The following is a 26,463-nucleotide window of genomic DNA, read 5'->3' as shown; positions in this document are numbered from 1 at the left end:
TTGAAAAGGTGTGCCTGCGTCCTAGGCACGATCGATGTAGATGATGTTTACCTTACTCCGATTCGCGCTAAACGCCTAATCGGGAAAAATCATGAGATCTCCCGTGCCCCGGGGATGTCCGGCTCAGCGGGATCGGCGCAGCGTGAGCACGGTGATCTCGTCGACGGCGTGCGTGCCGCAGAAGCCCCGGTGGTCCTCCTCGATCGCCTTGACGACCGTGCTCGGCGGCTGGCCGGCGCAGCGGGCGAGGACCTCGGTGAGCCGATCCTCGCCGTAGTTGTCCCCGGCGGGGCTCTGCGAGCCCACCAGGCCGTCGCTGTAGAGCACCAGCGTCTCCCCGGCCGACAGCGTGAGGTCCTCGGTCGCGGGGACCGATCCCTCCTCGAAGCCCAGCGGCACGCCGCCGCCCTCCGAGAAGCGGACGCCGCCGCCCGGCTGGACCAGCGCCGCCGGGTGGTGGCCCGCGGAGGCCAGCCGTACCTTCCGGCCGCGCACGAAGCCCGCCGCGGCCATCACGAACAGGCCCGTGTTCTGTGCGACGAGCGCGTCGCTGACCTTGCGCAGCGCCTCTCCGGGGTCGTCCTCCCACACGCTCAGCACGCGCAGCCCGTTGCGGACCATCGCGGTCACCGACGCCGCCTCCTCGCCGCGCCCGGCCGCGCTGCCGACGACGAAGCCCCAGCCGTTCTTGACCGGGAACACGTCGTAGAACTCGCCGCCGATCGCCCGCATGCCGGAGCCGGGGTGGTAGACCGCCGCGATCTCGAAGCCGGGGATGTCGGGCAGCGTCCGGGGGAGCACCCCGGTCTGCAACGTGTCGGCTGCCTGCGAGCGGCGCTGGAAGCCCCGCTGCGCCTGCATCGCCAGGCCGAGGTGCAGGCCCACCTCCTCAAGCAGGCCGAGGTCGGCCAGGCCGAACGGAGGCCGCTCGCGCAGGCGCACCAGCGTGAGCACACCGCGCACCTCCTCCTCGGTCCGGATCGGCACGCTGAGCAGGGAGCCGGCGCGCATCGCCTGCAGCACGTCGCCGCCGAGCAGCGAGTCGTCGCTCAGCATCTCGTGGACGACGCCGCTGTGCGTGGTCAGCACCTGCCCGACGACCGGCGCCGCGGCGGGCGGGGCCTCCTCGACCGTCCGCTGCAGCCGCCCGACCGGCTGGTCGCTCGGCCCGATGACGACCGACCTGACCTGCTCGCCGTCCCTGGCGACGTCCGCGATCACCCAGTCGGCCGTCTCCGCGGCCAGCAGCCGCGCCGCGCGCAGCAGGGCGACCGGCTCGCGCAGGCTCTCCTCGTCGAGCAGCAGCCGGGTGAGCCGCGACAGCAGTTCGTGCCGCCGCGCCGCCGCCAGAAGGTCCGTGTCGTCGGGGACGTCCGCCTCCGCCGCCGGTTCCGGAAGCTGGACCTCCGTCGGCAGCACGACTCCGGCGAGCATCTCCTGCGGCTCGCCCGGCATCCGCAGGCGGCTCAGCACCAGCCGTACGTTGTGGGCGCGGCCCTGGTGCGCCAGGCGGGTCGGGAACGAGACGCTGTCCTCGCCGTGCAGCACGGCGGCGAGGCGCTGGCGGAACGCCGCGCGGGCGGCCACGTCGATGAGGAGCGGGAAGGCGCGGCCGATGAGGTAGCCGGCCGGGCTGCCGAGCAGGCGGGTGGTCTCGTTGTTGATGCGGCGCACGGTGCCGCCCGTGTCCATGATGATCACGGGGATCGGCAGTGCGCGGAACACCTGGCGCAGCAGCTTCTGCTCGCGCTGACTGCCGCCGTCCCTGCGCCTGCGGCTGCGTGCCACCTCGGCCACGGCCTTGCGCAGCAGCTCCTCCGCGGCGTCCAGCTCGCGTAGCATCGCGGCCGGGTCGGGATCCTCCCGCAGCGTGGCGATGCGGTCGGCGAGCCCGCTCAGCGCGCGCTCGAGTTCGGCGGTGTCGGGCAAGCTGCCCCCCTCTCTCGACGTAGACGCTACCGGATTCGTCCACAGTGCTCCGCGGCCTTCACGCCGGGGTGAAGCGGACTCTATCGACTACCGGGGCGGGTACAGCGATTCGGCGCAGCGGCGGATCGGTCACCTGGCCGAGGCGGGACGGTTCTGCTGCTCGACCCACGAGGCGTAGGAGACGAGGACGGCACGTGGTTCGCCGTTCCGCTCCACGATGGTCGCCTCGCCGGTGTAGTGGGCGAGGTCGATGCGGCGGCCCAGGTTGTCCCGGAGTTCCCGGACGCTCATACGTTCAGGCATGGTCCCAACGGTACACTTGGAACCGTGCAGCCCAGGCATGGATTCCGCTCCTTACCGGCACCCGGCCGGCATATCGGGCCGGCGTGGATTAACCCCGAACCTATGGGAATGGTCTTTCAACCATGGAGACAACGTCCATCCTCGCGCGTGACCTCGCGGCCCTCGGCCGTGTGACGGAAGGCACGTCCGCAGAGAGCGTCCTGCGCGGGATCACCGAAGCGGTCGCGCGGGGCGTGCCCGGCTGCGCGGGCGGCACCGCCGAGCTGTGGATGGAGGAGCGGGTGCTGCTCGCCGCCTCCCACAGCGAGCTCACCACGCTCATCGACCGCGAGCGCGACCTGCGGGAAGGCCCGTCGAGGGAGGCGCTGACGAGCGGACGCCCGGTGTCGATCCCCGACGTGATGCGCGAGTCGCGCTGGTCCCGTTACGCCGCCACCGCCGTACGGCACGGCGTGCGCTCGGTCCTCGTCGTGCCCGTCGCGGTCGACAACGCCGTCGCGATCATCGGCCTGTACGGCGTGCGTCCCGGCGTCTTCACCTCCGGGGGCTCGCTGATGGCCCTGCTGCGCGAGCAGGTGACCGTGGCGCTGGCCAACATCTGGGAGTTCGACGACGTGCTGACCGGCGCGGCGCAGATGCAGGAGGCGCTGGCCGGCCGCTCGGTGATCGACCAGGCCAAGGGAATCATCATGTCCAAGAGCGGCTGCTCGGCCGAGGAGGCGTTCGAGGAGCTCCGGCGGGTGTCCCAGCACCACCAGGTCAAGGTGGCCGACCTGGCCCGGCTCCTCGTCACCGAGCACCAGCAGAAGCACGGGGGAGCGGCGCCGGAGTGATCACCTGTCCCGATGGTCCCGCGGCCCGGCACGGGCGCGGGGCGGCGGGCGGCCGGCCCTCCGGCGGCCCGAACGGCACAGCGGTGCGAACGGCTCGGGTGGTTTGGGCGGTTCGGCGGTTCAGGCGGCGAACGCGGCCAGGGCCTCGTCGAGCGTGTCGAACAGCGGCAGCCGCTGGGACAGGCCCGTCACCCACATCACCTTGGAGTTCGGGTACTGCACGGAGACCAGCGCGAAGTTGCCGCCCGCGGTGGTGGAGCGCTGCCAGTGATGCACGATCAGGCCGAGCGCCCGGGAGTCCATGAACGTGACGCCGCCCAGGTCGAGGACCATGTCGGGGCCGTGGTCGTCGGCCGCCGCGTCCAGGAAGTCCGAGAACTGATCACGTGTGGTGGCGTCGAGGACGCCGTTCACGTGGATCACCACGATGTCTCCCGCCATGCTCGACGACAGGGACAGCAATCCGTTGTTCGACACCTCGCGCCTCCTCTGCCGCAACATTACTGGCGCGGAAGGGGTGGTGAAACTCCCGACTTTGCGGCAATATACTGAAGCAGAGGTCCAGCAGAGGGCCTCGTCTCGATACTGTAGCGAGGCGTGCCTTCTGCCTGGTCACCCCAGCCGCGTAGGCGCCCTCGCGAGAAGAAATACGAGGGGACTGCGCAGATGGCTGCCGAGGTCCGTGCAGAGACCGCCAGCAATCCGACCGCCGAGGAGCTCCTGGACGAGCTCACCCGGGACGACGTGTCCGAGGCCCGGCGGGAACGCCTCCGTGAAATGATCGTCGAAATGCACCGCCCGATGGCGAGGGACATCGCCCGGCGGTACCTCAATCGGGGCGAGCCGATGGAAGACCTCCTTCAGGCCGCGTACGTCGGCCTCATGAAGGCCATCAACGGCTTCGACCCCACCCTGGGTCACAGCTTCCGCGGGTACGCCATGGTCACCATGACGGGTGAGGTCAAGCGGCACTTCCGCGACCGCACCTGGGCCGTCCGGGTGCCCCGCCTCTACCAGGAGCGCCGCGCCGAGCTGAACCGGCACGTCGCCGACATGACCCAGGAGCTCGGCCGGTTCCCCACCGTCGCCGAACTCGCGAAGAAGATGGGCCTGTCCGAGGAGGACATGCTCCTCACCATGGACGCCTCCGCGGCGTACAGCACTCTCTCCCTGGACGCGCCGATCGGCGCGGACGACGACGCCGCCGCGCTCGGCGACGTGATCCCCGAAGAGGACGACGCGCTCGACACCCTCGTGGACAAGGAAGCGCTGAAGCCTCTCATCGACCTTCTTCCCGAACGGGAGAAGAACATCCTCCTGCTGCGGTTCTACGGCAACATGACGCAGGCCGAGATCGCGGCGGAGTTCGGCATCTCGCAGATGCACGTGTCGCGGATCCTCCGCAAGACCCTCGACCAGCTTCGGGCGGAGCTCGTCGCGGGATGAGGAGATCGCGACGATACCCGGAGCACCGCCTGTGTTCAGGCGGTGCTCCGAGGTATCTTCGTCCTGCCCACAGCCCACAGGTCCTTAGATAGCCCGAATTGGCGGCGGGAGGCGTGTACCGCGTGAAAGATGACGGCGTTCCCGCGCACGTCACCGGAGCGGCGAGGGAGCGTACCTTCTCCTTAGCCGATCTTCCTGATCTGCGGGAGTTCGCCGCCGCCGAGGCGCAGCGCCGCGGCATGCCGGAAGACGCGCTGGGCGATTTCCTCGTGGCGCTCAACGAGGTCGCCACGAACGCGGTCACACACGGGTCGACGAAGGCCCGGCTGGGACTGTGGCGTGAGGGGCCGGCCCTGGTGGTGGCGGTCCACGACGACGGCCGCGAGTGGCGTCCGCCGGCCGTGCCGGGCCACGACCCGCCGCCCGAGAACGCGACCAGCGGCATGGGCCTGTGGGTGGCCCGCCTGCTGAGCGACGACCTCCGCGTCACCGCCGGACCCGGTGGGAGCACCGTGGTGATGCGTTTCCTCCTGGAGTGAGGGTAGGGGACGGCCATGGCTGTCCCACGGATTCTGATCGTCGGCGGCGGATACGTCGGCATGTACACCGCACTGCGCCTGCAGCGCAGACTCCGCCGCGGCGAGGCGCTCGTCACCGTCGCGGACCTCGACTCCTACATGACCTACCAGCCCTTCCTGCCGGAGGCCGCGGCCGGCAACATCGAGGCCCGGCACGTCGTCGTCCCGCTCCGGCGGGTGCTGAACCGGTGCCAGATCCTCAGCGGACGGATCACCCAGGTGCGGCTGGCCGACCGCAAGGCGGAGTTCGAGCCGCACGAGGGACCCGCTCTCACCATCGCGTACGACTACCTGGTCATGGCCCCCGGGTCGATCTCACGGCTCCTGCCGGTGCCCGGCCTGGCCGACAACGGCATCGGGTTCAAGACCATCGAAGAGGCCATCGCGCTGCGCAACCACGTGCTCGGCAGGCTCGACGTGGCCGCCTCCACACCCGACCCCGAGGTCCGGCGCCGGGCGCTGACCTTCGTCTTCGTCGGCGGGGGATACGCCGGGGTGGAGGCCCTGGCGGAGCTGGAGGACATGGCCGCCGACGCCTGCAAGTACTTCGAGGGGATCAGCCGCGCGGACATGCGCTGGGTGCTCGTGGAGGCGACCGACCGGATCCTGCCCGAGGTGGGGCCGGACATGGGCAGGTGGACGGCCCAGCAGCTGCGTGAGCGGGGCATCGAGGTCCGCATGAAGACGATGCTCAAGTCGGCCGAGGGCTGCCACATCGTGCTCAGCGACGGCGAGGAGTTCGACACCGACACCCTCGTCTGGACCGCCGGCGTCAAGCCGCACCCGCTGGTGCGCGCCGGAGACCTGCCGGTCGACGAGAAGGGCCGGGTCAGGGTCGACGCCGCGATGCGCATGCACGGGACCGACTTCGCCTTCGCCGCCGGAGACTGCGCCGCCGTCCCCGACCTCACCCGGCCGGGGGAGTTCTGCCCGCCCAACGCCCAGCACGCCGTACGGCAGGCCAGGACGCTCGCCGACAACGTGCTGGCGACGCTGCGCGGGCAGCCCCGGCGGCCGTACCGGCACAAGTACGCGGGGTCGGTGGCGAGCCTGGGGCTCTACAAGGGCGTCGCGCAGATCTACGGGCGGGAGCTCCGGGGGTTCCCCGCGTGGTTCATGCACCGCACGTACCACCTGACGCGGATGCCGACCTTCAACAAGAAGACCCGGATCCTCATGGACTGGACGCTCGGGATGTTCTTCCCCAGGGAGATCGTGTCGCTGGGGGCCATCGAGGAACCGCGCAAGGAGTTCACCCTGTCGGCCCGCTCCTGAGCGTCGCCGCCTCGGCGCCGCTCACGAGCGGTGCCATGGCGGCTCCATGCCGTCGCCATACCAGCGCCGAACTGGCCTTCCCTACCGTGGGGTCTTCCCTGGTGAGTGGCTTCGGCCCCCTGGAAGGCGAGGAGCAGTCATACCCGAGGCGAGCGACAACCCGAGCGTCGAGCCGGAGATCACCGACGAGGAGGCCCCCGAGGTCGTCGCGCACTCCGACGAGGAGTCCGAAGACGGTCCCGACTGCTACGGGATCCACATCGAGCAGGGCTAGGTGAGCCGGCGGCCGGGCCGACCGGCGCGGCCGGACATCCTCAGGACGCCCCGGCGCCCGTCACGCCGCCCGGGCACGTCTCGGCCCGGTCCTCCGTGAGGCCGGGCATCCTCGTCGTCCCCGCTTGGAGGATCCGGTGATCGAAGGGAGCAACCGCGAGGGCGAGGCGCCCCCGCGGCTGATCCGGGGCGAGCGCGGCTGGTGGCTCCTGGGCCCGGGCGGCATCGCCCGGCTCGGGGACGGGCATCTGACCCCGGCGCGCACGCTGCGCCCGGACGTCGAGCGCGGGCTCCGCGAGCAGGGGCTGTTCACCGTACGGCCCAGCCGCAGCTACTCCCTGACCGTGCTGACGGCCACCGCGTGCAACCTGGGCTGTGCCTACTGCTTCCAGAACCTGGACCAGGACGGCGGCGGCACCAAGCCGCCGCGCATCGCCTCGGTCAGGCTGACCCCCGGCGTCATCGCCGAGATCCTCACGTTCGTGGGGCGGCGGCAGGCGGAGTCGGGGCTGGACGGCCTCGTCCTCACCATCTTCGGGGGAGAGCCGCTGATGAACCCGCGAGGCTGCCGTGAGCTGCTCGACCGCGCCGCCCGCTACGGGCTGCGCCGCGCGATCGACCTCGGCTTCGCCGTGCCCCGTCCCCGCGTCCGGCGGCCCTGCAAAGCGTGCTCCTACCGGGACGGCAGGTACGGCGCGGTCGTCAATCCCGACGGCGCGCTGTACAGCTCCTGGACCACCGCGGGCAGGCCCGAGTGGCGGGTGGGCACGGCCCGCGACGGCTACCTGCCCCGCGAGCGGACCGACGACAGATGGTTCACCTGCGAGGACACGTACGGGCGGGCCGACGACACGCGGGCGGCGGCGGGGTTCCGCGACCGGGTGGACGCGGCGCACCTCGACCACCTCAGCGCGACCGGCCGGCTGCGGGCATGACCGAGGGCCGTACGGGGGAGTACCCCACGGCTCCCCGGGAGGACCGGACCGAGGTGTTCCACGGTCACGTGGTGGTGGACCCGTACCGCTGGCTGGAGGACTCCGGCGACGAGCGGACCCGCGCGTGGGTCGCGGCCCAGGGCGCGCTGTTCGACGCCGAGCGGGCCGCGTGGCCGCACCTGGAGAAGTGGCAGGTGGCGCTGGCCCGCCTGCACGCGTTCCCGCTGTCGTCGGTGCCCCGCCCCCGCGGCGACCGCGTCTTCTTCACCCACCGGGAGCCCGGCGCGGAACACCCGGTGCTGCTGGTCGCCGAACACGGCGCCGTACGGCCCCTGGTGGACCCGCTCGCCCTGGACCCCGGCGGGCGCACGGTGCTGGAGGCGTGGCATCCCTCCGTCGAGGGCGACCTGCTCGCCTTCCAGGTGTCCGCCGCCGGCATGGAGGACTGTGTGCTCCGGGTGATCGACGTCGCCACCGGCGCCGTGGTCGACGGCCCCGTCGACCGGGTGCGGCGGACCCCGGTCGCGTGGCTGCCGGGCGGCCGGGCCTACTACTACGTGCGCCGGCTGCATCCCCGCCTGAATCCGGGGGAGGAGCGCTACCACCGGCGCGTCTTTCTGCACCGGGTGGGCGCCGACCCGGACGACGACGTGCTCGTCTTCGGCGAGGGCCGGGAGAAGACGAGCTTCCACACCGTCGCCCTCACCTCGGACGGCCGCTGGCTGAGCGTCTCGTCGACCGTCGGCACCCGTCCCGCGACCGATCTGTGGCTGGCCGACCTGACAGACGTGGACGGCTTGGACGGCTTGGACGGCTTGGACGGCTTGGGCGGCTTGGGCGGCGCCCCCGGCCGGCCCCGGCTGCGCGCCGTGCGGACGGGGACGCCGGCCCGCAGCAGGCTCCGCATCGCCCCCGGCACGGCGCCCGGCGACCCGATCTGGCTGCGTACGGATCTGGACGCCCCCCGGGGACGGATCGTGGTGACCACCCCCGTCGGCACCGCCCCCGGCACCGCCGGAGACACCGCAGGCGCCGAGACCGGCGCGGAACGGTGTCGCACGCTCATCCCGGAGCGGCCGGACGCGGTGCTGGAGGACTTCGCGCCGCTGCGCGGCCCGGCGCTGCCGCGTCCGCTCGCGCTGGTCTCCTGGACCCGTCACGCCGTGTCCGAGATCACCCTGCACGACCTCGCCGACGGCCGGGAACTGGCCGAGGTGCCGCTGCCGGGCAGGGGCACCCTCGGCCGGTTCGCCACGCGGCCCGAGGACGGGCACGAGGTGTGGTTCGGCTACCACGACCACGTCACGCCGCCGACGGTGCTGCGTTACGACGCCCGTACGGGGACGCTGGAGGTCTGGCCGTGCCCGGCGGCGCCCGTCATGGCCTCTCTGCCGCGGGCACCCGTCCCGCCGCACCCGCCGGGTGTCTCCCCGGCGTCCGTCCCGGGTTCTCCCGCGGTTTGTCGCGCGGCCCCTCTCCCGTCGCCGGAGCCGGGCTCGGTGACGACCACGCAGGTCGCGTTCCCGTCCCGGGACGGCGTCATGGTGCGGATGTTCGTCCTCTCGCCGCACGGCGTGCCGGACCGCAGGCGCCCGGCGATCCTCACCGGATACGGCGGTTTCGGCATCTCCATGACCCCCGCCTACACGCCGCAGGCGCTGGCCTGGGTCCGGGCCGGCGGGGTCTACGCGATCGCGTGCCTGCGCGGCGGGGGAGAGGAGGGCGAGGAGTGGCACCGCGCCGGGACGGGCGTACGCAAGCAGAACGTCTTCGACGACTTCGACGCCGCCACCGACCTGCTGATCGGGCAGGGCTGGACCGCCCCCGACCGCCTCGGCGTCCTGGGGGAGTCCAACGGGGGCCTGCTCGCCGCCGCGGCGCTCACCCAGCATCCGGACAAGTACGCCGCGGTCGTCTGCGTCGCGCCGCTGCTGGACATGCTCGCCTACGAGCGGCTGGGCATGGGCCCGAGCTGGCGGGCGGAGTACGGCACCGTGCGCGACCCCGGGGAGTTCCGCGCGCTGCTGGCCTACTCGCCCTACCACCGGGTGCGGGAGGGCCTGCCGTACCCGCCGGTGCTGTTCGCCGTCGCCGACGGCGACACCCGGGTGGACCCGGGCCACTCGCGCAAGATGTGCGCGCTGCTGCAGCACGCGTCGGCCGGTCCGGGCCCCGTGCTGCACCGGCTGGACCGGGGCGTCGGTCACGGCGCCAGGTCGGTGTCGGCGAAGCTCGGGCTGCTCGCCGACGTCGTCGCCTTCCTCGCGCGGCACTGCGGCCTCGACCCGGTGGGCCTGCCGTGAACGTCCTCCTCTGCCCGTTCAGCGACGCCGGCTACCTCTACCCCGCCCTCGCGGTCGGCCGGCGGCTCCGCCACGCCGTCTTCCCCCTCGTCCGGCCCGGTGCGGCCGGCGTCGTGGGCGAGGCGGGCTTCGCCGCGCTGGACGCGCACGAGTACGGCGGAGCCCGCGCCTTCTCGGTCGCCTGGTGGGGCGAGACCGGCGCCGCCCAGTATCGGGCCGTGGTCCGCGCGGCCCGCGAGGTCCGGGCCGACGCGCTGGTCACCTCGATCCTGTGCCACGGCGCGCTCCTCGCCGCCGAGGCGCTCGACCTGCCGGTGGTGGTGCTGGGCTTCGCGGCCCACCTGTGGACGTACGGCCGGGGTGGCGAGGGGGAGCGGCACGGGCGCGCCGCCATGCGGGAGCAGCGGCTGCTGGAGCTGCTGCGCCGATACGAGCTCGCGCGGGAGCGGGCCGGGCTGCCGCCCCGCCGGGACCGGCGGCGGGACCTCCCGCTGATCGGTTCGGGCCTGCTGCTCCGCGGCGACCCGGCGCTGGAGCATCCGGGGGCGGAGCTGCCCGAGGGCGTGCGCCACGTGGGGCCGTGCCCGTGGGAGCCCGCCGCCGACCCGGCCGCACTGCACTGGCTCACCGCGCGGGTGCGCCGGATCGGCAAACCCGTCGTGTACGTGCATCTGGGCCGGGTGTTCGGCGGGGAGAGCATGTGGCCCCGGCTGAACACGACGTTCACCGGCGGCCCGTTCCAGGCGGTGGTCGAGCGGGGCCGTTCCGGCGAGCCGCGGCCCGCCCCGGTAGCGGACGTCGTCGTGGTGCGCGAACCCTGGATGGGCCCCCTGATCGAGCTGTCGGACCTGGTGCTGACGAACGGCACCTCGTCTCCGGTCCTCGCCGCGCTCATGCGGGAAAAGCCCCTGGCGGTCGCGCCGATCGGCTCGGAGCAGCCGCTGCTGTCCGAGGCGTGCGTACGGGCCGGGGTGGCGGTCGGGTTTCCCCCGGGCCCGGGACCGGCGGGCGACGGAGTCGCGGCGCTCGGCACCGCGTACGCGGGCGGGCTGGGCGAGCGCGTGCGGGCGCTCGGCGCGCGCCTGAACGCATCAGGAGGCGCCGCGGCCGCCGCCGACGCGGTGGTCGCCGCCGCCTCGTCGGAGCGGGCGGTCGCGCCCGGTGCCGCGCATACCGGTGCCGGCCCTCCCGGTGCCGCGTCCGGTGCCGCGTCTTCCGGCGCGGTCCCAACCGGCGTCGCGTCCACTGTGCCGGTACCTGTCCGGGGCGGCGCGTGGACTCCCGCCCTCGACGCTCCCGTCGATGTCGGCACCGGCAGAGGTGGCCCATGAGCGAACCCCCGCCCCTGCGGCGCAACCTGCGGTTCCAGTTCCTGTGGCTGGGCTCGGTGACGTCGGAGCTGGGCTCCTCGCTGACCGGGCTCGCCCTGCCGCTGCTGATCCTGGCCGTCACCGGCTCCGCCGCGCTGGCCGGGCTCACCGCCGCCTGCCGCATCGCCACCGGGATCCTCGTCTCGCTCCCCGCGGGGGTGTGGGTGGACCGGTGGGACCGGCGCCGGATCCTGCTCTGCAGCGAGGGGGTGCGGGCGGTGGCTCTGGCCACCCTCGCGGCGGCGGTCCTCGCCGACCGGGTGACGATGGGGCACCTGATCGCCGTGGCCATGACGAACGGGGCCGCGGACGCGTTCTTCCGGCCCGCCCGCGACGCGGCGATCCGCGCGATCGTCCCCGCGAGCCGGCTCATGTCGGCGTACGCGCAGGACGAGGCGCGCGGCCACGCGACGGTCCTCGCGGGGCCGCCGCTCGGCGGGCTCCTGTTCGGCCTGGGCCGGGTCGTCCCCTTCGCCGTGGACGCGGTCACCTACGTGGTCTCCATGGTGTGCGTGCTGCTGGCCCGGGTCCCGCGACGGCCCGGGAACGCCGAGAACTCCGGCAGGACCCGGATGCGGGCGGACATCGCGGAGGCGGGCCGCTGGCTGTGGCGCCGTCCCGCGCTGCGGGCGGGGCTGATCTTCTCCCTGGTCTCCAACCTCGCCGCCAACGCGCTGCTGCTACCGGTGGTCGTGCTGGTGGGCTCCCGCGGCGGTGACCCCGCGGTGACCGGGATGGTTCTCGCGGGCCTGGGGCTGGGCGGTCTGCTCGGCGCCGCCCTGTCGGCGAAGATCGGCGCCCTGCTGCCGCCCGGCAAGTTGATGCTGGTGGTGGTCGGCGTGTTCGCGCTCGCCGTCTGCGCGACCACCCTCCCGTTCGGCGCCTACTGGCCGGCGGTCCCGCTCATCCTGGCGATGATCGCGGCTCCGGCGCTCAACGTGGTTCTGCGCGTACTCGTGGCGACGCTCGTCCCGGACGCGATGATGGGCCGGCTGACCTCGCTCCTCCGGGTGGCGACCATGGGCCTCGCCCCGCTCGGGCCGTTGCTGGGCGGTGTCCTGGCGGACCGGGCCGGCGGCGTCGGCGCGCTGCTCGCCATCGGCGGCGCGCTCGTCGTGTGCTGCGCCCTTGCCGCGACGAGTGCCACGCTGCGCGGGCTCGAAGGCGCCCCGGAGGCGCCCGTGCCCGCCGCGCCCGCCGCGCCTGACCGCGAACCGGTGGCCGAGCGGTGACGTGAAGCGCGGAGCGGGCCGGGACCGGTCACCCCACTTCGGCGGCGGTGGCGTCGTCACCGGCCAGGGCGCCGGCGAACTGCGCGGAGTACAGCCGGTGGTAGGCGCCCCGGGCGGCGAGCAACTCGTCGTGGGTGCCGTGCTCGACGATGCTCCCCGCCTCCATCACCAGGATGAGGTCGGCGTCGCGGATGGTGGACAGCCGGTGGGCGATGACGAAACTCGTCCTGTCGCTGCGCAGCGCGGCCATCGCGTGCTGCACCAGGACCTCGGTGCGGGTGTCGACCGAGCTGGTGGCCTCGTCGAGGATGAGCAGGGACGGGTTGGCGAGGAAGGCGCGGGCGATGGTGATCAGCTGCTTCTCGCCGGCGCTGACGTTGCCGCCCTCCTCGTCGATCACGGTGTCGTACCCGTCGGGCAGGGTGCGGACGAACCGGTCGACGTACGTCGCCCGCGCGGCCGCCTGGATCTCCTCGTCGGTGGCCCGGGGGTCGCCGTAGGCGATGTTGTCGCGGATCGTCCCGCCGAACAGCCAGGTGTCCTGAAGCACCATGCCGATCTGGGCGCGCAGGTGGTGGCGGCGCATCGCGGTGATGTCGGCGCCGTCGAGGGTGATGCGGCCAGCGTCCAGCTCGTAGAAGCGCATGATCAGGTTGACCAGCGTGGTCTTCCCCGCACCGGTCGGGCCGACGATCGCGATCGTGTGCCCGGGTTCGGCCACCAGCGACAGATCCTCGATGAGGGGCTGCTCGGGGTCGTACCTGAACGACACGTGCTCGAACTCGACGCGTCCCCGCCGGGTGCCGGGCAGCACCGGGGCGGCGGGGTCGGGCTCCTGCTCCTCGGCGTCCAGCAGCTCGAAGACCCGCTCGGCGGAGGCCACCCCCGACTGCAGCAGGTTGGCCATGGAGGCGACCTGGGTCAGCGGCTGGGTGAACTGCCGGGAGTACTGGATGAACGCCTGGACGTCGCCGAGGCTCATGGACCCTCCGGCGACCCGCACGGCACCGACGACCGCGATGGCGACGTAGTTCAGGTTCCCGATGAACATCATCGTCGGCATGATGATCCCGGAGATGAACTGGGCGCCGAAGCTCGCCTTGTACAGGGCCTCGTTCCGCTCCCGGAACACCTCCTCGACCTCCGGGCCCCGCCCGAAGACCCGCACCAGCTCGTGACCGGTGAACGCCTCCTCGATGTGGGCGTTCATCGTGCCGGTGTGGGCCCACTGGGCGACGAACTGCTTCTGCGAGCGCTTGGCGATCTGCCCGGTGACGATCATCGTGACCGGTATCGTCACGAGGGCGATCACCGCGAGCAGCGGTGAGATGAGGAACATCATGACCACCACGCCGACCACGGTGAGCAGCGAGGTGAGCAACTGGCTCAGCGTCTGCTGCAGGGTCTGGGACACGTTGTCGATGTCGTTGGTGACCCGGCTGAGCAGCTCGCCGCGCGGCTGACCGTCGAAGAACCTCAGCGGAAGCCGGTGCAGTTTGTCCTCGACGTCGGCCCGGAGGCGGAACACCGTGCGCTGCGTCACGTCGTTCAGCAGCCGGCCCTGCAGCCACATGAACAGCGACGCCGCCACGTAGAGCCCCAGGACCCACGCGAGGACCGTGGCGAGCGCGCCGAAGTCGATGCCGTGACCGGGCACGACGTCCATCCCCGCGAGCATGTCGGCGAAGTCGCCGTGGCCCGAGGCGCGCAGCGCCCGCACGGTCTGCTCCTTGGTCGCCCCCGCGGGCAGCCGGGCGCCGATCACCCCGCTGAAGATCACATCCGTCGCGCGGCCGAGCAACTTCGGGCCGATGACGGAGAACACCACGCTGACCACCGCGAGGCCGATGACGGCCAGGATCCTCGGCCGTTCCGGGCTCAGCCGCCGCAGCAGCCGCCGGGCGGAGGGGCCGAAGTCGAGCGACTTCTCCGCCGGCATCTGACCGCCGCCGAAGGGCCCGAAACCGCCGCCTCCCATCGGCCGCGGTCGTACGGGTGCCGTGGGCCGGTCGCTCATGCCGCACTCCCCGCGGTCAGTTGGGACTCGACGATCTCGACGTACGTCGGGCAGGAGCCGAGCAGCTCGTCATGGGTGCCGACACCGGCGACGACGCCGTCGTCCAGGACGACGATCTCATCGGCGTCGGCGATGGTGGAGACCCGCTGGGCGACGATCACCACCGCCGCGCCGGCCGTGTACGGGCGCAGCGCGGCGCGCAGCCGGGCGTCGGTGGTGAGGTCGAGAGCCGAGAACGAGTCGTCGAACAGGTAGATCTCCGGTTTGGCGACCAGCGCGCGGGCGATGGACAGGCGCTGCCGCTGTCCGCCGGACACGTTCGTGCCACCCTGGGAGATCGGCGCCTGCAGGCCCTCGGGCATCGCCTCGACGAAGTCGCGGGCCTGGGCGACCTCCAGCGCCTCCCACAGCTCCTCGTCGGTGGCGTCCGGCTTGCCGTAGCGCAGGTTGCTCGCGACCGTGCCGGTGAACAGGTACGGCTTCTGCGGCACCAGGCCGATGCGCGTCCAGAGCATCCGCGGGTCGAGGTCGCGCACGTCGGCGCCGTCGATCAGCACGGCGCCGGAGGTCACGTCGAACAGCCGGGGCACCAGGGAGACCAGGGTCGTCTTCCCCGATCCGGTGCTGCCGACGACGGCGGTGGTCCGTCCCGCCGTCACCCGGAAGGAGACACCGGACAACACCGGTGCCGCCGCGCCCGGATAACGGAACTCGACATCACGCAACTCCAGCTCGGCCCGGCGGTCCACGTGCCGTACGGGCCGCTCGGGCGGACGCACCGACGACTCGGTGTCCAGCACCTCGGCGACGCGCTCCGCGCAGACCGCGGCCCGCGGGATCATGATCGAGATGAAGGTGGCCATCATCATCGACATGAGGATCTGCATCAGGTACATGAGGAACGCGGTGAGGGCGCCCACCTGCATCTCGCCGCTGTCCACCCGGGCGGCGCCGAACCACAGCACCGCGACGCTGGAGGCGTTGAGTATCAGCATCACGGTGGGGAAGATGAGCGCGGTCAGCCGCCCGACACGCAGCGCCGTCCCCGTCAACGCGTCGTTCGCCTCGGCGAAGCGGCGGGTCTCCTCACGCTCCCGGACGAAGGCCCGCACCACGCGGATGCCGGCAAGCTGCTCACGGAGCACCTGGTTGACCGTGTCGATCCGGGTCTGCATGGCGCGGAACTGCGGGACCATGCGGAAGACGATGGAACCGATCGAGACCAGCAGCACCGGGACGCAGACCAGCATGAGCCACGACAGCCCGACGTCCTGACGCAGGGCCATGATGATGCCGCCGACCCCCATGATGGGCGCGGCGACCAGCATCGTGCAGGTCATCACCACGAGCATCTGGATCTGCTGCACGTCGTTGGTGTTACGGGTGATCAGCGAGGGGGCGCCGAACTGGGAGACCTCCCGGGCGGAGAAGCCGCTCACGCGGTGGAAGACCGCCGATCGGACGTCCCGGCCGAACCCGGCCGCCACCCGGGCGCCGTAGTAGACCGCCGCGATCGAGCAGGCGATCTGCACGAGGGACACGGTCAGCATCCAGCCGCCGGTGGCCAGGATGTAGCCGGTGTCGCCGGTGGCCACCCCGTGGTCGATGATGTCGGCGTTCAGGCTCGGCAGGTAGAGGGAGGCGATGGTGCCGACGAGCTGGAACAGCACGACCGCGGTGAGCGCGGGCGAGTAGGGCCGCAGGTATGCGCGGAGCAGCCGGTTCAGCACGGCTCTGGTCCGGGACGGGGGATGCGGCGCGGGAGGGGCGCAATCATGCGCAACACGGTATATGAGCAGCTGGTTCGCTCACGCCTGGTTTTCCGGCAGGGGTGGACAGGGCCATCGCTCGTCTGCCGCGAAGAAGGCGGGGCCGTCCGGGCGCTGCCGGACGGGGCGCTGCCGAGGTTCGGGCCGGCCGTCACCGACCGGGTTTCCGGCGGGTCTCGCGGGAGTGTCTCCCGCGAGACCCGCCGAGTCCTTCACAGGGGTATGGCCAGGGGCGGGCGCCCGGTTCAGCGGCGGACGCGCCCGCCGCGCCAGCCGCCGCGCCAGGAGTTGACGCCCGCGGTGCCGACGCCGGCCTGGTGCAGGGCGAGCAGGCACAGGCCGAGGGCGATCAGCGCGGTCATGCCGATGCCGATACTCGCGTTGAGGAGGTCGAGGAGGAAGGCGATCCCGAAGACGACCGCCGCGGCGATGGCGAGCATTGTTACCTCACTTCCGGGTCAACTGGGCAAGTAACGTGCGGTACTCGTGCAGGGCCAGGCGCAGCGCCTCGGTGTCGCCCCGCTCGTTGTCCTTCCACTGGCCGAGCAGTGCCTCACGGCGGGAGGTGAAGGCCGACAGGGCCTCCTCCACCAGCGCGTCCGCCTGCTCGACCGACTGACGGGGATCGTCGACGAACCCCGACTTGATCTCCCGCCACCGGCCTTCCAGCGCCTCGTCCAGAACGGCCGCCGTGCCGGTGGCGTTCGTGGTCGCGGCGGGGTAGGCCACCGGTCCGTCGAGGGTTCCGGCGGTGTCCGGGGTGGTGCCGTCCGAGGTGGTGCCGGTGGGGTAGGCCACCGGCCCGTCGGCGGCGGTGCCCGTGGGCGTCAGGGCGTCCCGGTCCGCGCCGGGGGTGGCCACGTCGCCGGTGACGCCGTGGTCCACGTGACTCCGCCGGTCTTCGTGGGCTCCGGCCGTGTGGTCGCCGCCGGTGGTGGAGTAGCCGGCGGGCTCGTACCCGGCCGGGGTGCCCGCGACGAGGACGTCGCCCTCGACGCCGTCCCGGCGGGAGTCCCGGTGTGAGTCATGGTGCGATTCACGGAGCGACTCGTCGGACGACGTGAGGACGTCGTCGCCCGCCCGGCCGTGCGCGTCCCGGTAGCGGTCGTCGGCGCGGTCCGCTTCGTCCCTGTCCGCATGGTTCGCGTAGTCAGGGTCGTCGACGGTGTCCCGCACCGTGCCGTCGCCGTACGCGGCGTCACCGGCGGTGTCCTGGACCGAGCCGTCCCGGTAGCCGGCGACGTAGGCGTCGCTGGGCGCGTAGACCGGGCCGGGACCCTCGTGCTCGTCCCGCCTGGCGTCATCGAGAGCCCGCTCGCGGCGGGCCTCCTCCTCCAGGGGTTCGGGGGTCTCGGGAGTCGGCTGCTCGGTGACCTCGTCGCGCTGCTCGGTGATCTCGTCGCGCTGCTCGGTGACTTCGTCGCGCTGGTCGTACCGGTTCGTCCGCATGGTCATCGCCCCGCATTCCGCACGTCGGTCCGGCGGCCGTTCACCCGGACGCCGTCGTAGTCGTCGTACTCGTCGGTCGTGTGGGCGGTGCCGTTCCCCGCGGCGCCGTCCCCGTGGCCGTTCACACGGGTGCCGACGTGGCCGTTCGCGCGGCTGCTGACAGGTGCGTCGGCGTCGTCGCCGAGAAGCTCCTGGAAGAGCGCCCGGTAGTGGACCATCGCCTGACGAAGCTCTTCGGTGGTGGCGTCCTGGCGGGCGGCCCGGCTGCTGATCTCGTGAGCGTTGCGGTAGTGGTCCAGCGTGGTCGCGTGGGCCACCGACAGGTCGCTCAGCCGCTGCTCGAAGTCGTCGGTGGGGTAGCCGCGCTCCGCCATGACCGCGGTGACCAGGGCGTCCGCCTCGGTCACGGCGAACCCGGGAGCGTCGACGAAGTGCTCCTGCACGTCGGTCCACTTCCGCGAGTACTCGTTCCGGGTCTGCGGGTCGAGCGGGCGGATGTCCAGCTCGGCGTGGCGCTCCTCACGGGCGCGCAGCTCCTGCTCGGCCTCCTTGCGGCTGTCGCTCTCCCGTACGGCCCGGTCGTACTCGGGGCCGAAGCGGTCCTGCAGGTGGCGCCGGCGGTTGCGCGCGGACACCAGGTAGCCGACTGCCAGGATCACCAGCACGGCGACGATCGCGACGGCCACCCATGCTACGGCGGTCATATCTGCCTCCAGGGGTGAGTGCGTTGTTCATCCGCACTGCCCGGGAATACGCGCTTCACGCATTGCGTAATCGCGGATTCTGCGGGTAAAGGGCCGTTGACCAGCAGAGGAGGTTGCCATGGGCTTCGGGGCCAGTCTCGCCTTCATCGCGGTCGGCGCGGTTCTCGCGTTCGCCGTCAAATGGGACGTTCCTGGAATCGACCTGCAGATGATCGGGTGGATTCTCATGCTCGTGGGCATCGCCGGAATGGTGCTCACCAGTCGCTACACCCGTCGGCCGCGGGTGGCCGAGGAGACGGTGGAGACCATCGAGCCGGACACGATGTACACCGTGGACCCGGCCGCCGAGCCGCACACCACCCACGTGCGCGAGACCGAGACGCACAGCACCGTCCACCCGGGGGAGCGCCGCGTCCACGTGCGCGAGGAGACCACACCCCTTCCGCGCGACGGCGTGTGAGCCGTACGCGAGGACCTGCCGGGACGCGTGCGTGGACGCACGGATGTCACGGTCCCTTGCCGGCCTGGTCCCCGCCTCCCGGGCCCGGCCGATCGCTCAGCGGGTCTGGCCCGACGCTTCCTGGGCCTGCTCGGTGGCTCGGCGGGCTTCGGCGAGAACCCGGGCGATATGGGAGTCGGCTCCGGCGGGCACCTCGTGGAAGCCCCGCTCGGGGTCGTACGCGATGTCGAGTCCGTTGTCCACCAGCCGGGTGGCCCAGCGTACGGCGGTGTTGAGCTTGTCCGCAGGGATATGGCGGCCCTGGGCCACGGCCGAAAGATTGCGCAGGTTGGTGGCCGGGCCGCTCTGGCTGTGCTCACGCCGGAGCGTCCACGGCAGAGCGCGGCTGTGGTCCGTCATGCGCTTCGACAGCCCCGCTGCCCGCTTCGCCTGAAGGATGCCCGACTCCGTCACGCCGAAGTGGTCGGCGAGGCGTGCGTTCGTCCATCCCTCAGCGGCCAGCCGTGCGAGCTCCTCCTGGTCGATGCGCGTCTTCCTCGACATGATCACCAGCCTAGGCGCACCCGGCCGGTCATGTACGCACACAGCCGGAAACTGCGCTAAGGTTTGCATGTGCCCGGGCGACCGGGCCACGGGACGTAGCGCAGTTTGGCAGCGCACTTGACTGGGGGTCAAGGGGTCGTGGGTTCAAATCCCGCCGTCCCGACAGATTTTTAGCAGGTCAGGGCCTAGATCTCTTCAGTGAGACGGGCCCTTTTCTGTTTGCTGAGTGACCAACTGAGTGATTGTCGTCGATAGACACGGAACCGAGCGAGATGGACGGTCCACATCAGCGCGGCGGGAGCGGCGATCTACCGCCCCCGCCGCGTGAACGGGTCAGCGGTTGAGGTTCTGCATCCACTCCCGCAGCGCGCGCGCCTGCCGCGCGAGCTCGGAACGCGCCGCAGCGTCGCCGGAGGCCTTGTCGTTAGCCAGGTCGACGATCGAGTTCAGCGCCGGGATGGCGGTGGTGTAGTTGGTTGCCAGGTAGCTGTCCCGCGCGATGTCCAGGGCGGCATCGGCGGCGGCCGCGGTCAGCAGGCCGGCCGCTCGGTCGGCCTCGATCAGCAGGCTGGTCTCGCGGTAGGACGAGCAGTTGGCGCCCGTGCGGTCGGCGGTCGTCTCGATCCCGCCGAGGATGATCCAGATGAACGAGTCGTCGTAGTACTGCGTCCGGAAGTGGCCGAGGATGTTCGAGAACGCCTTGCCACCGCCCCAGTTCTGGCACCACGCGATCGGGTGGTCGCCGTTCATCAGCCGCAGCGGGTTGGTGGCCGCGTTGCCGCTGTTGAGGCTGCGCTGGTAGCTGTCCTCGTTGAGGCTCAGCAGCGTGTGCACGTCGGCCCGCATGTTGCGGTCGAAGTTGTAGAGCTCGTCGACAGTCATCCACCGGTCAGGGAGATGCGCGGTCGCCGGGTGCGTGTTGTCCTCGGTCACCACCTCGGTGTGGATGCAGCTGCCGCACTGGCCGAACCCGTTCTAGCCGTTCGGATGGTTGGTGAAGAACCCACCCACGAGGTCGCCGTACCACGGCCAGGTGCCGATCTCGAACGAGTCGGCGGCGCCGTGGATGCCGACATAGCCGCCGCCCTGGTGCATGTAGGCCTCGAAGTTCGGCTGCTCGGTGATCGGATTGAGCGGGCCCGGGTGCCCGACGTTGGACTCGAAGACGATCGTGTCGTACTGCTTGAGCGTGTCGAGGCTCAGGAACGGGCTCGTGGGCAGCGTGACGGTCGGGAGTTGCGGGTCGTAGACGTCGACGTTGAAGTTGTGCGCGATGCCGAGCTTCTGGATCGCGGCCACGGTGTGCGGGATGTGGTCGTGCCGGAAGCCCGTCGTCTTGGAGAAGACCAGGACCTTGTAGCCGGCGTCCGGGTTGTGCGGGAGCGGGGCGAGCACCGGGTCCGGGATGAACTTCGGGCCCTCCGCGGGCTCAGACTCGAGGCCCGTCGCGGGCTCCGGCGCGAGCCGGCCGTTGAGCTGGCCGATCAGGTAACGCGCATCGCCCACGAGTGTGCTGCGGGCCGAGCCGGGCGCGATCTGGTCGCCGGCGATCGAGACGAACTCGTGCAGGACCTGGCTCGCGCGCTTGGCCGAACCGGCGTCGCGAGCGTGTGCACGCCGAGCGACAGGTCGGAGGTCTGCACCGGCAACGGCGGGACCAGCTTGCCGTCGAGGTACATGTTCAGCACAGCCCCTCCGCCCGAGCCGGGGGCGGGGTCCGTGCGCGTCGGGATAAGCGTGGCGACGTGACCGACGTGACCGTCGGTGATCGCCGGGTACGATGCAGCCGGCGCGCGCGTGTCGATCCGGACCGAGATCGAGCGGAACGCCGCGACGTTTCCGGCCGTGTCGACCGCGCGGTACCGGACGCTGGTGTTGCCCTCCTGCGTGATCACCGCCGACGCAGTGGCCGACGCCGGTGCCCCCTCGACGGGCACGTCGATGTAGGCGGTGCCGCCGTTGAGCGAGTACTGGAACTTGGCGATGCCGACGTCGTCGGTCGCGGACACGTTCAGCGTCACCGGGCCGCGGTACCAGTTGTTCTGGCCGGTCGGCGCAGAGGGCGACAGCGTCGCCACGTTGATCGTCGGCGGTGTCGTCTTCTGTGCCCACGACGGTGCCGCGGGGATGAGTGCGGCCGCCGTCAGGAAGGTGCCACTGCCGATGTGCGAAATATTCTTCGCATGAGTGTCTTCCCTCTTGCCGCTACACGGGCGGGTTCGCTAGGTGCGGATGCCCGTGCCGACGAACTCGGGTTCGTCGGCACGGGCGTGTTCGCTAGGTGCCGATGCCCGCGCCGACGAACTCGGCCCAGTTGAGGTTGAACAGGTTGCCGCCCGTGGCGCCACCCGTGACCGAGCGGAACACCAGGAACAGCTCATGCGTCCCGGACATCGAGACTGGGAACGTCTGGCTTGTCCAGGTTCCCGTCCCGCCGGTGGACACGAGGTTGGCCGTCGTCAGGATCGGCCCGGTGATCGAGTCCTGACGGACCTCGATTGCCGCCAGCGGCGACCCGGGCGTGCGGCCGGTCGCCGCGTCCGCAACGCGGAACGTGATCGAATCGATGTTGGTCAGGTTGAATGGGCCGTTGAGCTGGAGCCAGTCGCCCGAGCCCAGGCTGCCGCGGTGCACGCCGGCGCCGCCGTCGGTGTTGTTCGCCGTGTTGGTGCCGGACTGGTTGACGACGAACTCCACCTCCTGGTGCTTCTGGCGGATCTGGTGCTGGCCGGTCGTGGTCAGCTGCGGAACGCCGCCCGGACCGCCGTGGTCGGTGTAGCGCGCCTGGATCACGCCGGAGACGTTGCCGCCGTGCGAGACGTCGTCGGCCTCCGTGTGGAGCACGCCCGAGCAGCCGTTGACGGACTCCTCGGCGTGGCCGTGCGCGTCGTGGCCGAGCACGAACGTCACCTGCACCTCGGAGCAATTCACCGTCCCGTCCTCGGGGTCGGTGACCGTGACCGAGAACGGGATGTCGTCGCCGAACGCGAACGTCCCGCCCTCCACCGGCGTATTGACGACCACCGTCGGGCTCGTGTTGCCCACGGTGATCACGGTGCTGGTCGAGGTTTGCTTGCCGGACGAGTCGAGCACGGTCAGCACGGCCGTGTAGCGGCCGGACCGCGTGTAGGTGTGTGTCGGGTTCGGGTCGGTCTCGATCGCCGAGCCGTCGCCGAAGTTCCACTCGTAGCGGATCGAGTCGCCGGGATCCTCATCCAGCGAGCCGGCGCTGGAGAAGTTCACGGTCAGCGGCGTTGAGCCGTCGGTGCGGTCCGTGGTGAGCACGGCCTTCGGCGCGCGCTTGCCCTTGACGTACTCCCACTTGTACATGCCCGCGTCGGGGCTGATGACGTTGAACCCGTTGCCGTAGGTCAGCAGGTAGAACGCGCCGTCAGAACCGAACTGCAAGTCCATCGGGTTGTCGCACTCGAACCGGAACCTGCCTGCCCCGGCGTTCGCACGGCTACCGCAATCCAGGAAGTTGTTGATCTTCTGGACGTGGTTGTTCTGCTTGTCGAGCTTGACCTCGCGCAGCGTGTCCTGCGTCCACTCGCTGATGATCACCGAGTCGTCGTAGTACGGCGGGAACTTGTGAGGGTTCGGGTTCTCCGGGTCGTAGTGGTACTTCGTGACCCCGTGCGGACCGACGCCGCCGGTGTACAGCTCGGGGAACAGCCGCGGGCATTCGGTCGTCGAGCCGGGCGCGATCGGGCCCGGGGTCGGCGCGTACTGGGCCTCGCACGGGGTGCCAAGCGGCGCGCTCGTGTTGTTGTCGCGGTAGGAGTACCAGATGTCCGGGTCGGTGACCGGCGGGACGTCCCTCAGGCCCGGCTCGACCGTCGGACCGCCCTCAATGTTCCACAGCGAGTCGTTGCGCTGCGTCGGCCCGTCGCAGTCGAACTTCTTAGGCGGGTTGTTCAGCGGCGTGCCCGCGGTGGTGGTGCCGGGCGCGAACTCGTGGAAGTTCCACTCGTAGTGCGCGAGGTCGCGCTTGTAGCACGTCGGCCAGCCGTAGTTGGACGGCTTGCGCACGATCTCGTAGCGGCCGGTGCCCGCCGGGCCGTGCGAGCGCTGCGGTGTCTGGGCGTCGGGCGAGTAGTCGCCGACGTAGGCCACGTCGTTCTCGTCGACCTGGATCCGGAACGGGTTGCGGAAACCCATCGCGTAGACCTCCGGCCGCGTCTTTTCCTGCGGCGCGCCCGCGACCAGCGGGAACAGGTTGCCCGACGGGATCGAGTAGGCACCCGTGCCGGAGCCGAAGTCGGCCTTGTTGGCGTCGGCGGCGGAGATGTCGCCGTCCTTGACCTTGATCCGCAGCACCTTGCCGCGCAGGTCGTTGGTGTTCAGCGCGGTGCGGCGCGAGTCACCGGTGAGCCGCTGGTACCAGCCGCCCGCCTGCGCCGTGTTGGTGGCGATCGCCGGCGTGGCGGTGCCGGTCAGGCCGGCGCCGTCGGCGGTGATCTGCGGCTGATCGGACTGCTGCTTGCCGCGGCGGAAGAACACGTTGACGTTCGACGTGTTGACCGGGCCGCCGCTGGTCTGGATCTCATCCGCCTCGATGTTCGAGAGCGCCTCGAGCGCCGCGTCGATCGCATCGCGATCCGCGTTCCACGCGATCGGCTCCGTCGTCTGGCCCTCGAAGGTCAGCGTGAACGTGCCGCCCGTCGCGTTGGTGACGCGCACGGTCTGCTGCTCGTCGGTCTTCTGCGAGTTGTACGGCCCGTAGCCGCCGGCGTTGATGCCGCCTGCGGGCGTGTCATCGCCGGTGACCATCCAGAGGTTGCCGTGCTTGTCGAAGTCGATGTCGCCCCCGACGTGGCAGCACTCCTGGCGGTTGACCGGCACGCGCATGATCTGCTGCTCGGAGCCCATGTCGAGGTGCGCCGGTGCGCTGTCGGTGGCGTCGACGAACTTGAAGCGGCTGAGCTGGAAATAGCCCACGTACGGATCCCACGCGGTCTTGGACGCCGCCACGTTCGGCGGGGTGGTGTTCGGCGTGATCTGGGTGACGACCGATCCGTCGCTCAGCTTGACGTCGGTGACCTCCTTCGCCGAGTAGTAGAGGTAGACCCACTTGTTGGTCGCGAAGTTGGCGTCGACCGCCGGGCCATAGAGCCCGTCCTCGCCCGCGGAGTAGATCTGCTGCGTCATCGGCAGGCTCGGATCGGCGAAGTTGGCGACGACCGTGGTGACGCCCGTGGTCGAGTCGTGCATGCGCAGCGAGCCGAGGCGGTCCGTCTGCAGAACGCGGCCGTCCGGCAGCTGGTCGAAGCCGATCGGCTCCTGCAGGTTCGGCGGCGAGCCGATCTTCGTCTGCTGGTAGTTGGCCAGCACGGTCGCGCCGCAATCGCTGTAGACCGGGTCGGCCTGGCCCGCGGCCCAGCCGATCGCGCCCTTGAGGTGCTTGGTGAGGCCGGCGTCGAAGCTCGCGGCCGTGTTGCCCAGGCCGGTGTAGAACGAGCGGCCGCCCTGGAAGTCCTTACACCACGAGACCGGGTGATCGGCGCCCATCGTGCCCCCGGCGATCCCGTCGAGGTTGGCGCCCTGCGGCTGCGGCCCGAACGGGTCCTCGACGACGGTGTCGAGGACGTGTGACACACCGCGGACGTTCTTCGTGAAGTTGTACCAGTTATCGGTCCGCGACCAGAGCTGCGGCAGATCCTTGGTCGCGTCGTGGACGCGGTCGGCGACCTTCACGTCACCCGATTGCACGTCGGTCCTGCCGGACGCACGCGTCCCCAGGAGGTCAGTCAGGAACGACCAGGACTCGTCGGTCTCGACCGCCGAGCCGACGCCGACGAAGCCGCCGCCGTCGCGGAAGTAGCTCTCGAAGTTCGCGCGTTGCGCGTCCGTGAGCGGGCTCGCGTGACCCGTGTCCAAGAACACGACCGCGCGGTACTGCTTCAGCTTCTTCTTCGTGAAATGGTCGCCCACGTCAGCGGGCTCGGGCGCCACGACCGTGAAATCACCGGGCCTGGCCGCATCCCGGATCGCGGCCAGGCCGGCCGACGACACCGCGTCCTGGGTGCTGCGCACCACGAGTACCTTGAAGCCGGCGTCTGGTGGTGCGGCCTTGGCGGCAGACGCGGACGGCTGCAGCAGCGCCGCTGCAGCGCTGAAAGCGGGCTCAGCCGCCGTGGGGGCCTCGGCGCTCACCGGCGTCGCGAGGAGCGTGATGAAAGGGGCGGTGAGGGCTAAGGCCATCGTGGTCGCGGTGCGACGTCTCGGGCGTCGTCCGTTTTCTGGCAGGGCTGCGTCGAGCAGCCTGGCCCACGTTCGATGACGTGGTGACATGGGAAACCCTTTCCTGACCGGGGGGACGTCAGGCAAGGCGCGCGCCGCCGCGCTTGTTGCCGCTTGTTGGCGTTGGTTGTGGATACGAGGGGTTGCTGGAGAGGTGCCGCCTCCAGGTCTGTGGGGGCCGTCAGTAGGCTGTCGGCCGGGGTAGTGAATCCATGATCGTGGTCGGGTCGTCGATGATCCGGTTGACCACCATGCTCGCGGCGCCGCGGGAAGCGGCGCCGAAGCCGAGCGTGGAGGCGACGAATCGGCACTGGGCGGCGGGGGCGGCCACCACGAGCCGCTGCAGCTGATCCTGCGCGTGGGGCAGCAGCCACTCCGCCAGCGAGGCGAAGTAGCCCCCGATGACGATCAGTCGCGGGTTGAACAGGTTGGCCACGATCGAGCCGCCGAGCCCGAGCCATTGGCCGACCTGCGCCACCGCCTGCATCATGCGCCGGTCGCCAGCGCCTGTGCGGTCGTGGCCCAGGCTCCGGATCCGGTCGTACCGGGTCCGGAGCCGTGCAGCATCAGCACCGCGGGCCCGGTGCCGCTCTCCAGGACGTGGACGGGGGAGCCGTCGACTGTGACGGTCCGAAGAGTCGTCACCGGAACAGGCCAGGTGTGCTCATGCCGAGGCGGAGTTGACGGACTTCGAGAAGACCTCCATCATCACCCGGCCGAACTGCGGCATGTCGGGCCAGCCGCGGCAGGAGACGAGGTTTCCGTCCACGACGTCGGGAGCGTCGATGACCGTCGCGCCCG

General features: G+C 71.2%; 22 protein-coding genes, 1 tRNA gene and 1 pseudogene. 10 read left to right on the top strand and 14 right to left on the bottom strand.

Annotated elements, in window-relative coordinates; translation table 11 throughout:
• Positions 1-123: 123 nt before the first annotated feature.
• Together HHX33_RS29040 and HHX33_RS29035 are read right to left on the bottom strand one after the other, a co-directional pair.
• Positions 124-1,929: a SpoIIE family protein phosphatase gene (locus HHX33_RS29040; protein WP_259402977.1), complete on the bottom strand. Its 1,806-nt coding sequence runs from the start codon at positions 1,927-1,929 to the stop codon at positions 124-126.
• Between the two features lie 129 nt (positions 1,930-2,058).
• Positions 2,059-2,232: a type II toxin-antitoxin system Phd/YefM family antitoxin gene (locus HHX33_RS29035; protein ID WP_182877388.1), complete on the bottom strand. Its 174-nt coding sequence runs from the start codon at positions 2,230-2,232 to the stop codon at positions 2,059-2,061.
• Between the two features lie 122 nt (positions 2,233-2,354).
• Here HHX33_RS29035 and HHX33_RS29030 point away from each other — a divergent pair, with 122 nt between their 5' ends.
• Positions 2,355-3,065, top strand: coding sequence for a GAF and ANTAR domain-containing protein (locus HHX33_RS29030; RefSeq protein ID WP_117409374.1), 711 nt, complete (start codon positions 2,355-2,357; stop codon positions 3,063-3,065).
• A 120-nt stretch (positions 3,066-3,185) separates the two neighbouring features.
• On the opposite strand, the gene HHX33_RS29025 is transcribed toward HHX33_RS29030, so the two are convergent.
• Positions 3,186-3,542, bottom strand: coding sequence for an STAS domain-containing protein (locus tag HHX33_RS29025; protein WP_310737877.1), 357 nt, complete (start codon positions 3,540-3,542; stop codon positions 3,186-3,188).
• Positions 3,543-3,731: 189 nt separating this feature from the next.
• On the opposite strand from HHX33_RS29025, the gene HHX33_RS29020 reads away from it, so the two are divergent.
• From HHX33_RS29020 to HHX33_RS28990, 7 genes are all read left to right on the top strand, one after another.
• Entirely contained in the window at positions 3,732-4,511 is a 780-nt protein-coding gene (locus HHX33_RS29020; RefSeq protein WP_117409372.1) for a SigB/SigF/SigG family RNA polymerase sigma factor, read from the top strand.
• A 122-nt stretch (positions 4,512-4,633) separates the two neighbouring features.
• Entirely contained in the window at positions 4,634-5,050 is a 417-nt protein-coding gene (locus HHX33_RS29015) for an ATP-binding protein (protein ID WP_225311330.1), read from the top strand.
• Between the two features lie 15 nt (positions 5,051-5,065).
• Positions 5,066-6,364, top strand: coding sequence for an NAD(P)/FAD-dependent oxidoreductase (locus tag HHX33_RS29010; RefSeq protein ID WP_182877386.1), 1,299 nt, complete (start codon positions 5,066-5,068; stop codon positions 6,362-6,364).
• 410 nt (positions 6,365-6,774) lie between these two features.
• Positions 6,775-7,572, top strand: coding sequence for a 4Fe-4S cluster-binding domain-containing protein (locus HHX33_RS29005; RefSeq protein ID WP_220502330.1), 798 nt, complete (start codon positions 6,775-6,777; stop codon positions 7,570-7,572).
• Positions 7,569-9,875: a prolyl oligopeptidase family serine peptidase gene (locus HHX33_RS29000; RefSeq protein WP_182877385.1), complete on the top strand. Its 2,307-nt coding sequence runs from the start codon at positions 7,569-7,571 to the stop codon at positions 9,873-9,875. The genes HHX33_RS29005 and HHX33_RS29000 overlap by 4 nt, the downstream gene beginning before the upstream one ends.
• Positions 9,872-11,206, top strand: a complete 1,335-nt coding sequence (locus tag HHX33_RS28995) for a glycosyltransferase (protein WP_182877384.1) — start codon at positions 9,872-9,874, stop codon at positions 11,204-11,206. Before HHX33_RS29000 ends, HHX33_RS28995 begins: the two co-directional genes overlap by 4 nt.
• On the top strand, positions 11,203-12,477 hold the full coding sequence (locus HHX33_RS28990; RefSeq protein ID WP_182877383.1) for an MFS transporter: 1,275 nt from the start codon (positions 11,203-11,205) through the stop codon (positions 12,475-12,477). Before HHX33_RS28995 ends, HHX33_RS28990 begins: the two co-directional genes overlap by 4 nt.
• A 28-nt stretch (positions 12,478-12,505) precedes the next feature.
• Here the strand turns inward: HHX33_RS28990 and HHX33_RS28985 are convergent, their stop codons facing one another.
• From HHX33_RS28985 to HHX33_RS28965, 5 genes are all read right to left on the bottom strand, one after another.
• Positions 12,506-14,494: an ABC transporter ATP-binding protein gene (locus tag HHX33_RS28985; RefSeq protein ID WP_182877382.1), complete on the bottom strand. Its 1,989-nt coding sequence runs from the start codon at positions 14,492-14,494 to the stop codon at positions 12,506-12,508.
• Positions 14,491-16,224 (bottom strand): ABC transporter ATP-binding protein, encoded by a 1,734-nt coding sequence (locus HHX33_RS28980; protein ID WP_182877381.1) that lies wholly within the window; start codon positions 16,222-16,224, stop codon positions 14,491-14,493. Before HHX33_RS28980 ends, HHX33_RS28985 begins: the two co-directional genes overlap by 4 nt.
• A gap of 284 nt (positions 16,225-16,508) precedes the next feature.
• The gene (locus HHX33_RS28975; protein ID WP_111700666.1) at positions 16,509-16,703 is read right to left on the bottom strand and encodes a hypothetical protein; all 195 of its coding nucleotides are present in this window, start codon (positions 16,701-16,703) and stop codon (positions 16,509-16,511) included.
• 7 nt (positions 16,704-16,710) lie between these two features.
• On the bottom strand, positions 16,711-17,718 hold the full coding sequence (locus HHX33_RS28970; protein ID WP_182877380.1) for a hypothetical protein: 1,008 nt from the start codon (positions 17,716-17,718) through the stop codon (positions 16,711-16,713).
• Entirely contained in the window at positions 17,715-18,416 is a 702-nt protein-coding gene (locus HHX33_RS28965; RefSeq protein WP_220502329.1) for a hypothetical protein, read from the bottom strand. The genes HHX33_RS28970 and HHX33_RS28965 overlap by 4 nt, the downstream gene beginning before the upstream one ends.
• A 118-nt stretch (positions 18,417-18,534) precedes the next feature.
• On the opposite strand from HHX33_RS28965, the gene HHX33_RS28960 reads away from it, so the two are divergent.
• A complete protein-coding gene (locus tag HHX33_RS28960) occupies positions 18,535-18,876 on the top strand; it encodes a DUF6458 family protein (protein WP_111700664.1) in 342 nt (113 codons plus the stop codon).
• Between the two features lie 96 nt (positions 18,877-18,972).
• Here the strand turns inward: HHX33_RS28960 and HHX33_RS28955 are convergent, their stop codons facing one another.
• On the bottom strand, positions 18,973-19,419 hold the full coding sequence (locus HHX33_RS28955; protein WP_182877379.1) for a hypothetical protein: 447 nt from the start codon (positions 19,417-19,419) through the stop codon (positions 18,973-18,975).
• An 89-nt stretch (positions 19,420-19,508) separates the two neighbouring features.
• Here HHX33_RS28955 and HHX33_RS28950 point away from each other — a divergent pair.
• Positions 19,509-19,582: transfer RNA gene (locus tag HHX33_RS28950), tRNA-Pro, on the top strand.
• 170 nt (positions 19,583-19,752) lie between these two features.
• Here the strand turns inward: HHX33_RS28950 and HHX33_RS36650 are convergent.
• The 5 genes and pseudogenes from HHX33_RS36650 to HHX33_RS36640 form a co-directional block, all read right to left on the bottom strand.
• Positions 19,753-20,814: pseudogene (locus HHX33_RS36650) on the bottom strand (ThuA domain-containing protein).
• Between the two features lie 89 nt (positions 20,815-20,903).
• Entirely contained in the window at positions 20,904-21,497 is a 594-nt protein-coding gene (locus HHX33_RS28935) for an OmpL47-type beta-barrel domain-containing protein (RefSeq protein WP_182877376.1), read from the bottom strand.
• Between the two features lie 199 nt (positions 21,498-21,696).
• The gene (locus HHX33_RS28930; RefSeq protein WP_182877375.1) at positions 21,697-25,455 is read right to left on the bottom strand and encodes a ThuA domain-containing protein; all 3,759 of its coding nucleotides are present in this window, start codon (positions 25,453-25,455) and stop codon (positions 21,697-21,699) included.
• A gap of 388 nt (positions 25,456-25,843) precedes the next feature.
• Positions 25,844-26,140 carry an ROK family protein gene (locus HHX33_RS36645; protein WP_310741571.1) on the bottom strand — a complete coding sequence of 99 codons (297 nt, stop codon included), beginning with the start codon at positions 26,138-26,140 and terminating at the stop codon, positions 25,844-25,846.
• Positions 26,141-26,148: 8 nt separating this feature from the next.
• On the bottom strand, positions 26,149-26,307 hold the full coding sequence (locus HHX33_RS36640) for a hypothetical protein (protein ID WP_259402974.1): 159 nt from the start codon (positions 26,305-26,307) through the stop codon (positions 26,149-26,151).
• Between the last annotated feature and the right edge of the window lie 156 nt (positions 26,308-26,463).

Source organism: Microbispora sp. H10670, assembly GCF_014161385.1.
GTDB lineage: Bacteria > Actinomycetota > Actinomycetes > Streptosporangiales > Streptosporangiaceae > Microbispora > Microbispora triticiradicis.
Note: the sequence above shows the minus strand (reverse complement) of the source record. Positions and strands in the feature narration are given on the sequence as shown.